The sequence below is a fragment of the Sphingomonas sp. NFX23 genome (genome assembly GCF_049887795.1).
Taxonomy (GTDB): Bacteria; Pseudomonadota; Alphaproteobacteria; order Sphingomonadales; family Sphingomonadaceae; genus Sphingomonas.
This window is the reverse complement of the sequence record NZ_JAGEKH010000006.1, coordinates 444,884-456,451: the sequence shown is the minus strand read 5'-3', so window position 1 is coordinate 456,451 and position 11,568 is coordinate 444,884. Positions and strand designations below refer to the sequence as shown.

General features: G+C 64.4%; 9 protein-coding genes and 1 pseudogene. 3 read left to right on the top strand and 7 right to left on the bottom strand.

The features are described 5' to 3' along the window. Positions 1–185 precede the first annotated feature (185 nt). Positions 186–1,478, top strand: a complete 1,293-nt coding sequence (locus J4O76_RS18565; protein WP_426283480.1) for an IS1182 family transposase — start codon at positions 186–188, stop codon at positions 1,476–1,478. After that, positions 1,479–1,616: a hypothetical protein gene (locus tag J4O76_RS18560; RefSeq protein WP_426283478.1), complete on the top strand. Its 138-nt coding sequence runs from the start codon at positions 1,479–1,481 to the stop codon at positions 1,614–1,616. On the opposite strand, the gene J4O76_RS18555 is transcribed toward J4O76_RS18560, so the two are convergent. After that, positions 1,607–1,738, bottom strand: a complete 132-nt coding sequence (locus tag J4O76_RS18555; RefSeq protein WP_426283476.1) for a hypothetical protein — start codon at positions 1,736–1,738, stop codon at positions 1,607–1,609. The genes J4O76_RS18560 and J4O76_RS18555 overlap by 10 nt on opposite strands. A gap of 1,086 nt (positions 1,739–2,824) precedes the next feature. On the opposite strand from J4O76_RS18555, the gene J4O76_RS18550 reads away from it, so the two are divergent. Next, positions 2,825–3,478 carry a YoaK family protein gene (locus J4O76_RS18550; RefSeq protein ID WP_426283474.1) on the top strand — a complete coding sequence of 218 codons (654 nt, stop codon included), beginning with the start codon at positions 2,825–2,827 and terminating at the stop codon, positions 3,476–3,478. A 433-nt stretch (positions 3,479–3,911) separates the two neighbouring features. Here J4O76_RS18550 and ccmE read toward each other — a convergent pair whose 3' ends face one another. From ccmE to J4O76_RS18520, 6 genes and pseudogenes are all read right to left on the bottom strand, one after another. Then, entirely contained in the window at positions 3,912–4,358 is a 447-nt protein-coding gene (gene ccmE, locus J4O76_RS18545; RefSeq protein WP_426283472.1) for a cytochrome c maturation protein CcmE, read from the bottom strand. 97 nt (positions 4,359–4,455) lie between these two features. Beyond that, positions 4,456–5,182, bottom strand: a pseudogene (ccmC, locus tag J4O76_RS18540) (heme ABC transporter permease CcmC). Positions 5,183–5,566: 384 nt separating this feature from the next. After that, positions 5,567–6,997, bottom strand: a complete 1,431-nt coding sequence (cls, locus tag J4O76_RS18535) for a cardiolipin synthase (RefSeq protein ID WP_426283470.1) — start codon at positions 6,995–6,997, stop codon at positions 5,567–5,569. A 343-nt stretch (positions 6,998–7,340) separates the two neighbouring features. Further along, complete coding sequence (locus J4O76_RS18530) at positions 7,341–8,024, bottom strand: sensor histidine kinase (RefSeq protein WP_426283468.1); 684 nt, start codon at positions 8,022–8,024, stop codon at positions 7,341–7,343. A 177-nt stretch (positions 8,025–8,201) separates the two neighbouring features. Continuing rightward, on the bottom strand, positions 8,202–9,722 hold the full coding sequence (locus tag J4O76_RS18525) for a TolC family protein (protein WP_426283466.1): 1,521 nt from the start codon (positions 9,720–9,722) through the stop codon (positions 8,202–8,204). Further along, on the bottom strand, positions 9,712–11,559 hold the full coding sequence (locus tag J4O76_RS18520) for an FUSC family protein (protein WP_426283464.1): 1,848 nt from the start codon (positions 11,557–11,559) through the stop codon (positions 9,712–9,714). The genes J4O76_RS18525 and J4O76_RS18520 overlap by 11 nt, the downstream gene beginning before the upstream one ends. Positions 11,560–11,568 lie beyond the last annotated feature (9 nt).

The window sequence follows — 11,568 nt, the reverse complement described above, 5'->3', positions numbered from 1 at the left end:
ACCGCCTCCGGCGCTGAACACCGGAGAGAACCTCGCCATCGTTGTAACGCCTGGTCGTACCGTCAGTCATATGCCTCACTCTTATCTAAGAGCGGGGCCCTGTCAGGTCATTTAGGGGGCCACCTCACGTGCGAAAACTCGGCTGCCAGATTCCCTCGGCATGCTGACGGGAGTATGCTTTGGCGATGGCATATATCGAGGGTCATGCGCGTGAGCGGGCGCTGATACTACCGGCGTCGGTCGAGGATTACGTGGCGGCGGACAATCCGGTGCGGTTCATCAATGCCTTCGTTGACGATCTCGATCTGGGTGAGGCTGGTTTCCTTCGATCGCGACCGAAGGCGACGGGCCGGCCGGGCTTCGATCCGGGGGATCTGCTCAAGCTGTACCTGTACGGCTATCTCAACCGGGTGCGATCGAGCCGGCGCCTTGAGGCAGAGGCGATCCGCAATCTCGAGGTGATCTGGCTGCTGCGCGGGTTACGGCCGGACTTCAAAACTATCGCAGATTTTCGGAGCGACAACCGGGCGGCGTTCAGGACCGTATTCCGTGCGTTCGTGGCGCTGTGCCGGAAGCTCGATCTGTTCGGGCGTGAGCTGTTGGCGGTGGATGGCACGCGGCTGAAGGCGGTGAACAGCCAAACCCGTAATTTCACACGGGCGAAACTGGAGACGTACCTCAAGTCGGCTGACGAGCGGCTTGAGCGATATCTGACGCAACTCGACGACATCGACCGCGGCGAGGATGACGGTGTGAGCGGACCGGCCGAGGCGCTTGCGACCAAGATCGCCAAGGTGCGTGAGCGGCGCGAGGTCAGCGAAGCGATGCTGGACCAGCTGAAGGCCAGCGGCGAGAGCCAGATCTCGCTGACCGATCCCGACGCGCGCGCGATGGTGACGCATGGCAAGACGACCGTCGGCTACAATGCGCAGGTGGCGGTCGATGCGAAACACAAGCTCATCGTCGAGCAGCATGTTACTGACGCCGGCAGCGACCTCGGCTTGCTGGCCCAAACCGCTGGCGTGGCCAAGGCCTTGCTCGGCGTCGAGCGTATCGATGCCGTGGCAGACATCGGATACTATAAGGGCGAGGACATCGAAGCGTGCGAAGAGAACGGCATCACGCCCTATGTCGCACGTCCCCAGCGGGGCATCGCAGTCAGCAACGGCCACTTCCCCAAGGAGCGGTTTGACTATGATGTCGGAGAAAACGCGTATCGCTGCCCCGGCGGGCAGCGTCTCGACACCCGCTACAACTCCGTCGTGCGCGGGCATGTCACAGTGCAATACTCCAACCCGAATGCCTGCGCCGCCTGTGCCATCAAGGCCCGCTGTACCGGCGGGCGCTACCGTCGCATCAACCGCTGGGAGAACGAGGCGGTGCTTGACCGCATGGCGGAGCGGCTGGCCGCCCGCCCGGATATACTGGCGGTGCGGCGCGAGACGGTCGAGCATCCGTTCGGCTCGATTAAACAATAGATGAACCAGGGCGCATTCTTGACGCGCGGCCTCGAAAAGGTGCGCGCCGAGTTCAGCCTGACCGCGTTCGCCTACAATCTCAGACGGGCTATCACCATCATCGGCGTGCCGGGGATGATACGGGCCGTTCAGGCCTGATTTCGCTCGAAATAACCGCCTCGCACGGTCAATAAATTGGCGTTCGCCTCTACCCGTCGGTTATTGGCCTGATGGCCCGACCTGCGCGTATGCGCGCCCAGCTCGTCGTCGAAGCCGCTCAAGCGGCCCTTATTTAGCCCACAGCGAGTTTTCGCACGCTCTGGATCGAATTTCGGGAATGGCCGGGTTGGGAACAGAGCCGAACGTCGGCCTTCAGCGCCTGGCATTGCACATCAACATAAACGCGCGCCAGCAATCATGGATCACTGGCAACGAACACGTAATTGGACTGAACGGCGGAGTCTGAAAACAGGAACTCCCTTGGCTTATTCGGTACTGGTGGCTTCTCGCCATCGTCGTGAACAAGATACCCCGTAACGCACTGATCGCGCCCTGTAACCTTATACCCACGGAGCCTGAACCCTACTCGCCCATGAATATGCTGTATCGTCTCAGAATAGATCACTGACAAATCAGGATTTACCTCACCGCATAGAACAATTTTATACCCAATAAAGCGTTCGGAATCGCCGCGAACCTGATCGATTGGTAGGCGATTTGGTTCAGGTGCTTGGCCGATTTGTAGCAGTAGGGGAATGAGCATCGATGCACCTTTGGTTACGCCCGGCAGAGATCGTTCCATATAGCTAGCGAATGTTACACCGGAACGTTCGCCCGGTATTGGGAAATGGCTCGATCAACGCAAACGACAGCTGTTGGACGTTTCCTGCCTATCCCGCCCTTCCCGAAAAGCAACGCCGCGTGGGAAAGCTGCGGCCAGACGGTGATGCCATCACAGGCGTGAGCGCCACTTTTCTCAAAATCTGTTCCCGATTTACTTTTCTCGAAATTGCCCGCCAGACATGGGAAAACGGGAATAGCGAGACTTGCTTAAACTGGCTGGCGTCGGGATCGCGCGCGGACCGACTGCACGGGATAGAGCAAGCGACGAGAGAAGAACGGTTCCACTCGATTGCTGGCGCGCAACCCGGCTGTCGTTTGTCACAGAGGGGAGGTTTCAGTGTACGAGAATAACGGAAGGCCTGTCCGATCAGTCGGAGCCGACAATCGTTCTTGGAAGTATAGTCGCACCCGTCTCGCGCGGATGCACGATGCGTACGTTGTCGATTCGAGCGGCGAAGTCCAAGGCGGGGAGCCTTGACGGACGGTGAAGAGAGGCCGAGCGGGAATAGGGGACGGGTGACTGCATGGCGCATCGCGACAAACGGGTATGGATGTTGGCAACCGGACTTGCTGGCCTAGCCGGTTACACCGATGCTGTGGGCTATCTGCTGTTCGATGGATTTTACGTCTCGTTCATGAGCGGCAACTCCACGCAAATGGCGGTTGGGGTGGTAATGCACCCGACGGTAGCGATGAGGGCTGCGAGCCTGCTGTCTGCGTTCGTCCTGGGAGTGTTCGGCGCTACGTTGCTGGGCAGTGCGGCGGGCGCTCGGCGCGGACCTCTCGTGCTGGCGATGGTTACGGCGTTGCTGGTAGCTGCTGCATCGAGCGTGGAGCGTATGCCCAGCGCGTGGACGGCATGCCTGATGGCGGGCGCCATGGGCGCCGCCAATATCGTGATCCAGCGTGACGGCGAGACGAGCGTCGGCGTCACGTACATGACGGGAACGCTCGTGAGGTTTGGACAAGGACTCGCAGGTGCGCTCGTCGGCGGTCCCCGCTGGGCTTGGTTGTCGGATCTGTTGCTGTGGGCAGGGTTGGTCTGCGGAGCGGTCATCGGAGCCCAGTGCTACGCTCGGCTGAGCTCGGCCAGCATTTGGATAGCCGCCCTTGCTGCAGGATGTTTTGTATTCCTCGCCGCCATTCTCGGTGCCGGACACACCGCAGACCATACCTGATCGCAGCTAGGGATTCCTCGCCCTGCTCGCGAGACGAGCGACGGACGTAGTCACGAGCGACGGGCCCATGCACGGGCGAAGAGCTTGTCCGCGGATCGGCTCGGGGCAGCGGATTGCTCGTGCGGCTCAGCGTCATTGCTCAAGATTACAAGAAGCGAGGAGAGTGCGTTCGCGATTCGAGCCGGCCCGGGCTGGAGCACCATACGAATTGAAACCAAGACAGGCGGGGTGGGCTACGCCGCGATCCTGCCGCTCGGCATCGAGGAACTGCTCGATCGGCCGCGCCAGCGCCGGCAAAGCGAGGACGCATCGGACGAATGCCACAGGCCGCACCAACGCCGCGACGTCGTCACGACCTCACGACATGCCGATCGCCACCATCGCTGGCGGCGACGCCCCAGCGCATCAGAGCGCATCAAGCCCTGTTCCGCGATTATGGCTTCGCGTCAGGTTCGAGCGTCTTGGTCTCGTGCATCTTGCCGGCCATCTCCGGCGGCATGTATTTCTCGTCGTGCTTGGCGAGCAGGTTCGATGCGACGAAGCTGCCGTTGAGCTGGAACTGGCCTTCGGCAACGACGCCCGATTTCTCGCGGAACAGGTCGGGCACGATCCCGGCGAAGACGACCGGGGTGGTCGCCTGCCCGTCGGTGACAACGAAATGCACGGTGACGCCGTCCGCCGCGCGCTTGACCGAGCCGCCTTCGACCATACCGCCCAGCCTCACCGCGCGACCAAGCGGCAGGCCGTCGCGGCGCACGTCCGACGGCGCGTAGAAGAATGCGGCCTGGTCCTTGAGCGCCGACAGCGCGAGCAGGCCCGCGACCACGACCGCACCGAGCGCCAGCAGTGCGAGCATCAGGCGTTGATGCTTGGCCTTCATCGTTCGGCTTTCCGCATCGCCAGATAGCTCAATAGCGCGATGATCGCACCGCCGCCCAGCGTCACGACATATGCAGCCGTCACGAACGGCCAGGGATTCATGATCTGGCCATCCGACGCATCCGCGCTTCGGCCTTGGCCACGGCCAGCATCGTCCGCATGCGCATCAGCACGATCCCTGCGAACACGAAGGTGAACCCGGCTAGCATGATCGGCAGCGGCCACAGGATCGAGCCGGCGATCGTCGACTTGGTCAGCCCGATGCTCGGCCCCTGGTGCAGCGTGTTCCACCACACCACCGAATAGCGGATGATCGGCAACAGCACCGATCCGGCGATCCCGTAGAGCGCCGGCACGCGTCCGTCACCGCCACGATCCGCATCGGCCTTCGCGAGCGCCATGTAGCCGAGATAGACGAAGAGCAGCAGCAGCATCGAGGTCAGCCGCCCGTCCCACTGCCACCACGTCCCCCAGGTCGGCCCCCCCCCAGATCGAGCCGGTCATCAGGCACAGCGCCGCGAACACCGCGCCCGGCAGCGCGATCGCGCGTGCGGCGACGTTGGCGAGCGGATGGCGCCAGACGAGGAACATGATGCTGGAGATCGCGATCCCGCTCCAACCGCCCATCCCGAGCCAGGCGGCGGGGACGTGGATGTAGAGGATGCGGACGGTCTCGCCCTGAAGATAGTCGGGCGGCGTCCGGGTCAGACCCGCCCAACAACCGAGCGCGATCAACGCGACGCCGGCCCAGAACAGCGCAGGCGTCAACGGCTTGGCGATCTTCAGGAAGCGCGCGGGATTTGCAAAGGAATGTAGGGTTACCACTGGCTTCGACCTTATGTTCTCAGGCCGCTGACGTCACGCGGGAGTTGGCGCGCTCGCCTACTTGAAGGGCATGATCGATGCCTTCTTCCATCCGGTGGGTGAGCGTCTGCAGGCGACCTGTCCGGTTCGGATCCGGTCGATCAAGGGATGCGATGGGCCAAGTGCGCGCAGGTCCAGGCAGTTTCGATCGGTTGGCCCGGCGCCGTCCCCGGACGCGACGGGTGTCGACCGGATCGGGGCTTCCGGTAGTCGCGGCGGAATCCATACGGTTGCGCTGTGGCTCCTCTTGCGATCGGGTTCTGGCTGACGAAGCCGAACCAGTCGAAGGAAGCGTGAACGATCGACTCCGTTTCATCGTAGCCGCCATGCGTTCGACAGTGCGCATCAGAACAACGGTGCCGCCAATGCCAGAAGGTTATCGACGAAACGCCGTGGCGGCGACCTTCTGGCAACGCCGTCATGATCGATCTCGATGGCGTTGGCCAACCAGTCCCGCTGATGCTCGCCGACCTGTTCCGCGAGCGTGACGGACTCGAAGAGGATGTTGTTCTCGAAATTCAGGTCGAGACTGCGTCGGTCCATGTTCGCCGAGCCTACCAGTGCAAGCGATCCATCGACGACGAGCGTCTTGGCGTGCAGCAGGCCGCCGCGGAATTCGAAGATGCGGACTCCGGCACGCGCCAGAACGGGATAGTAGGCGCGACTTATGGCACCCAGTATCCGGCTGTCGTTTCGCTGCGGGAAGACGATCGTGACTCGCACTCCGCGTCGCGCTGCCGCTACGATCGCGTCGAGGAGCGGAGGGTCCGGAGCGAAATACGGCGTGGACACCACCGCCTGCTCGCGGGCAGCGGCCAGCACGGCGACGAAGATGTCGGTCATGGTCGCGTGTGGCGACAAGGGACCGGTTCCGACGGCGATGGCCGGAAATCCGTCGGGACGCGGCGCCGGGGCGCGGATGGCGAACGCCGGCCTCATGTCCTCGCCGGTCTCCGCCATCCAGACCGAGGCGAAGATCAGCTCGGCCTGCCGCGCGACCGGTCCCTCGTACCGGATGAGAATGTCGACCCAGGGTGCGAACGCGCGCTTCGGCAGGAACGCGGGGTCGGCGCAGTTCTGGCTGCCGCACCAGGTGATCCGCCCATCGACTACGACGATCTTGCGATGGTTGCGCAGATCGGTGCGGTGACCGGCGAGAAAGCCCAGCCCGAAGGGCACCTGCAACGACGCGTGGACCCACGCCCCCGCCTGGCGCATCGCGGTCCATTGCGAGGAACGGACGAGAGCCCGTGATCCTATTGCGTCGGCGACGATCCGGCAGGCGACGCCTCGTCGCGCCGCACGACAGACCGCATCCACCACGGTGCTGCCGTTGCGATCGCCGAGCCAGATGTAGAAGGACAGGTGGACGGTGCTCGTCGCGGCATCGATGTCGCCCACGATCGAGGCGATCGCCTCATCGGATCCGGTCGCGATGGTCGCGGAGTTGCCGGACGACGCGGACCAGCGGCTTGCCGCCTCGCAAGTTCGGAAGGCTCCTTCGAACGCGGGAGACGACGAGGTGCCCGGTTCGCGGGTGGCATGGGGAAGGAGCGCATCGTAGGCATTGCGGAACCGGGTGCGGAAGGCATCGGAGACCCAAACCTCGCCGAAAAGCAGGTAGAGGATCGTACCGACGATCGGAAGCGCGACCAGGAGCAGCAGCCACGCCCCGCGCGCGTAGGCATCCCGCCCCTCCAGCATGATCGCGCGCACGACGACGGCGACGTGCACGCCGGCGAGCATGAGCCATATCGCTGTTCTGAATGTGATCACCTGCCGTCTTCCGTCATTCGCGTGAACCGGACGGACGTGCCGCTCCACCCGTCGGCCGGCGGTCCGACACCGCGGCCTCAGAGGTGCGGGCCGGACTGCCGCCCGACCATGCCATCGTTCGCCATGACGACGAAGCATCGCATCGTTGGTAGTCGGTCATCATTCCTCCATCACGATCTTCGGGATCGCATGACGCCCGGTGCGGCAATCCCGGCATGCGCGCCATCGGAACGCGTCATCGCTCTGTGTCCGCGCGTTCGTCAGCTGCGCACCGCTGATCGCGAACGTGGGGCTTGAGCGGTGCTCGACATGGCGAACGAACTCATGAGCCGGGCCCGAGCGCTCACGATTGGACTGACGCGGCATCGTCGGACCGGCGGGGAGACTCGCCTTGTGGGCTCGGGGGGCGGGGGAAATCGTCGATTGATGCGATGACTTCCACGATCGTCCCCTGCGGAGTGGATACGCGGGTGACGGTACCGCCCAACGTCCTCGCGAGCTCGGCTATGATGTTGGAACCTGCCCCGGACATGGGCGAACCGCTGACGACGTCGCCCGTTCCATCGTCGACGATCCGCAGCGCTATGTTCCTGTCGTCCGCTTCGAGCGTCACGACGATCGTGCCGCCGCCCCCGCCGCGGAACGCGTGCTTCGCCGCATTCGTGAGGATTTCCGAAACCAGCACCGAAAGCATCCAGGCGATGCGCGCGCTGGTTTCGCACTGCTCCGCACGAAGCGTGAGCGACACGGCGATCGGGGCCAATCGGGTTTCGGCAATCGTCAGGCAGACCTTTTCGATCTGCGAGGACAGTTCCACGGTATCGGGCTTCGTCGGCGCTATTAGCAGACGATGCAGCGCAGCGAAGCTGTTGACCCGCTTCTCGCCCTGTTCGAGCAATTCTCGACTCTGCCCAGTGGCTGCACGCTTGGCGATCGCCACCATCGCCGAAAGCGCCGCGAACTCGTTCGCGACGCGGTGGCACAGTTCCGCAGCGAACAGGGCTTCAGGGCTCGGTCGCGATCGCATCGCATCCCAATGGTCCCTCGTCACCCTTTTCATAAGAGAACTCCCTCAAGCTTCGACAGGATGATGTGCAGTTCGTGATGTTGGGTGACGCGGGGGCTCCAGAACATCGTGCTCGTTCAATTCCACGTTCGCCTGCGCTCCAAGATACCATGATGCCCAGGTAGGGCCTTCGTCCGACTAGCTGGGCGCACTGCCCAGCCTTCCACAAGCCAGCGCCAACGCAGCCGCGGCCGAGAGCGTCGAACTGTGGGCATCGGCCGCCAGGTTCCTGGCCTCCAGCAGCTGCCGTTCCGCTACCAGCACGTCGGTCGACGTGCCGAGACCTCGCTTGAACGTCTCCAGTGCGGCGTCGTAGGTCGTCTGCGACGCTTCGAGCAACGCCTTGGTGGCCGCGACCGCGGCGATGCTTGTCCGCAGCTTGGAATGGGCCATGACGACCTCCTGGCTGCCGGTGAGTCTGGCGCGGTTGAGCACTTCCGTGGACGACGCGGCTTTTGCTCTGGCTCGCTCCAACGTGGCGGCGCGCACGCCGGCATCGTAGATCGGTATCGTGATCCCGCCGAGGATCGTCGCGCCCCACCGGCGGTTCGTGAGATTGACCGTGGGCGACTGGTCGTCGACTCCGGGCAGGGCGGTCAGGTCGATGCTGCCGCTTGCGTAGCTCCCTGACGCCGACATGAAGATCTTCGGCTTGAAGTCGGCTCTCGCGGCGCGGACGACTTCATCGGCGGCCTTCTGCGCGGCGAGGGCTGCAAGTACGTCGGGACGTCTGGCGAGCGCGGCCGACAACGCCTGATCGATTGGCTGTTCCATGTCGTCCGGCAGCGGACGCTTCCCGATGTCGGCGATCCGTATCGGCGTCAGTGGCGAGATGCCGATCGCCGAGAGCAGGACCGCGTAGCCGTCGACGGCATTTCCGACCGCCTGAACCTTGGCGAGGTTCGCCTGCGCCGTGAGCTGCCTGGCCTGCGCGACCTCGACGATCGTGCTGACGCCCTGGGCCTTTCGCGCCGACGCGGCGGTTTCCACTTCGATCGCATCCGCCAGGGAGGCATCGGCGCTGGCCGCCCGCGCGCGCGCCGCCGAATATCCGTAGAAGGCCAGGCTGACGGCATAGATCAGCTTCTGATGCGCAGCCGTGAAACCGATGTCCCCGATCACCGCCCCCTGGTCCGCGGCCTTCACCAGAGCGCCGCGCTTGCCGAAATCGAAGAGCAGCCATTCGAGCGAAACCGTACCGATCGCGCCCGTCAGCGAGCTGCTGTCGTTCGCCGACATTCCCAGAGCGCCGGCTCGCCCGCTGTCCGTCTTGTAGCCGCCGAGTGCGCTCGCGGTGATCCGCGGAAGGTAGGCGCTTCGAGCTATGCCGGCTGCGAGCGCGGCGCCACGGGCGTCGTTCCAGGCGATCCGCGTCTCGGGATTGCTCTGCTCGGCCAGGTCGATCAGATCCGCCAGCTCGTAGATCTTCGCTGGATCCGTGATCGGTGGCTTCGGCACGATGGAGGCCGCAGGGTCGCCGGGTAGGACATAGCCCTTCGACGCTGCGACCTCGCTCCCTCTGCGGTCGACGGTGAGGCCGCCGGAGGCGTCGACCCTCGGCGTCCATGGTCGATCCGCCGCAGGCGGCGACATCCGCAGCGCGGACGTCGCGCACCCGCTCAGCGAGATGGCGAGAAGGGCCACGAACTCAGTGCGCAAAGGTATGCTCCAATTGGCTGCCGCCGGGGATCGGCGCGAGCCGTGCATCGCCTCGGTGGATCGCTTCCGCGGCCTCGTCGAGCTTCCGCGCTTCGCCTTCCAGCTGCTTGTCGTCTTCCGACAGCAGCAGGGTCGACTCCGTGCTTTCGAGGCTCGCCAGCATTTCGCCACGTCGATCGAACCATTCCGTATCCGGGCGCATGTGGGCCGGTTCGAAGGTTGCGATGTCCAGATCCGTCGTGACCTGGGCGACGGCGGAATGCGCTGCAGCCAGCGCGTCGCGGCGACTGGGATGATCGGGCAATCGCGCGATGCGGGCGAGACCCGCGAACATATCCGCGATCGCGGCATCTATGTTCCGCGCGACGCTGCGTGGCCACACCGATACGAACATCAGGTAGATGGCCGCATCCCCGATGAGGATGCCGATCACGCGGTCGCGAGCCACCGTCAGATCGTAGGCCGGCCCCGAGCCCTGGATCACGCACAGCAGGAAGGCGAAGGTGAGCTGGAAGCCCGAATAGGCAAGACGCGGGCCGCTGCTCACGATCCAGCCCCCGACGAGGGACACCATGAACACCAGCGCGAGCAGTCCGCCGATGCGATCGATGCTCGGCAGCACCCAGATCAGCGCGGCGACACCGGCGGCCGCCCCGATCACCGCGCCGATCAGGCGCAGCGACAGTTTTTCGACCGTCTCGGCAGTCGTGTCCAGTGCTACGATGTAGCAGGTGATCAGACAGGTGTGGATGCCCTGCCAGTCGGTCATGGAGTAGAACAGATAGCATCCCATCGCGGCGATGGTGACCTTGATGGCGTAGCGCACGTGCTCCGGGTTGCTGAAGGCATCGAGCAGGAAGAAGCCCGTTTTGGCCTTGATCGTCGACCCACCAGGTGCCGGAGCCTTCTCGGCGAAGCCGGCCAGCACGGCGTCGAAATCTGCGATGAGCAGTGCGAGCGGACCGGTGCAGGGCACGGGTGACGCGAACGACCCGATGCCGACGGGGTAGAGCCCGCGATCGAGGATCGCGGCCATCTCCCCGAGTCTCGCCGCAGCCGCCTGACGCCAGACTTGCGGAGTCTCCGGATGGCCATCGATGGCCTCGGCCAGCATCAGGAGCACTTCCGTCGAGCGCGCCGCCTGTCGGAGAGCGCGCAGATCCGCGGACGGCGTGATCTTCTCGATCAGGGCCATATGAAGCAGGTTGAGGGCGTTCGTCCCGCCCGTGCGCCGCAGCGTCGCGACGGCAACGCGAGCGACCGCGGAGGATCCGGTCAGGAGCGTCTGAGCGGCTCGGAGCCTGTCGGCCATGTCACGCTGAGCGAGCCTCCGCGGCGCGGGACCCGCCACCAGGTTGACCGCGACGGTCAGTCCGGCGGGAACGCTGATCAGCAGCCATACGAAGAGCAGCGCGCGCGTAGCGGGTTCGCCGCCCGGCGCCCTCGCGATCGCATCCAGGCCGTATGCGACGATCAGCGCGATGGCGGACGCGAAGGGCTTCAGTTTGCTCGCCGACGCCAGGAACATCATGGTCAGCGACGTTCCGGCCATGATGGCGACGCGCAGTGGCGGGTAGTCCAGCGAGTCCGTCGCCACGATGAGCAGATACCCGATTATGATCGTCAGCAGCAGCCACAGCACGACGCTGGTGACGACGCTGCCCACCCTGTCGGGTCTCAGCATGAAGAAGACAACGTACGCGCTCAGCGCGACATCCGGGATCTGATAGCCTTCCGCCACCCAGGTCGTGATCGTGCAGATCACCGCCAGACGCAGCGCGAACTCGCCACGACCACGTCTGCTTAAGGTCAGTTCGGCGAACCGCTCGCGGACCATCGCGCGGTA

What these genes read in the sequence shown, in the direction of transcription:
- J4O76_RS18565 (WP_426283480.1), top strand. Translation starts at nt 186, where the DNA reads ATGGCATATATCGAGGGTCATGCGCGTGAGCGGGCGCTGATACTACCG.
- J4O76_RS18560 (WP_426283478.1), top strand. Translation starts at nt 1,479, where the DNA reads ATGAACCAGGGCGCATTCTTGACGCGCGGCCTCGAAAAGGTGCGCGCC.
- J4O76_RS18550 (WP_426283474.1), top strand. Translation starts at nt 2,825, where the DNA reads ATGGCGCATCGCGACAAACGGGTATGGATGTTGGCAACCGGACTTGCT.
- ccmE (WP_426283472.1), bottom strand. Translation starts at nt 4,358, where the DNA reads ATGAAGGCCAAGCATCAACGCCTGATGCTCGCACTGCTGGCGCTCGGT.
- J4O76_RS18530 (WP_426283468.1), bottom strand. Translation starts at nt 8,024, where the DNA reads ATGCGATCGCGACCGAGCCCTGAAGCCCTGTTCGCTGCGGAACTGTGC.
- J4O76_RS18520 (WP_426283464.1), bottom strand. Translation starts at nt 11,559, where the DNA reads ATGGTCCGCGAGCGGTTCGCCGAACTGACCTTAAGCAGACGTGGTCGT.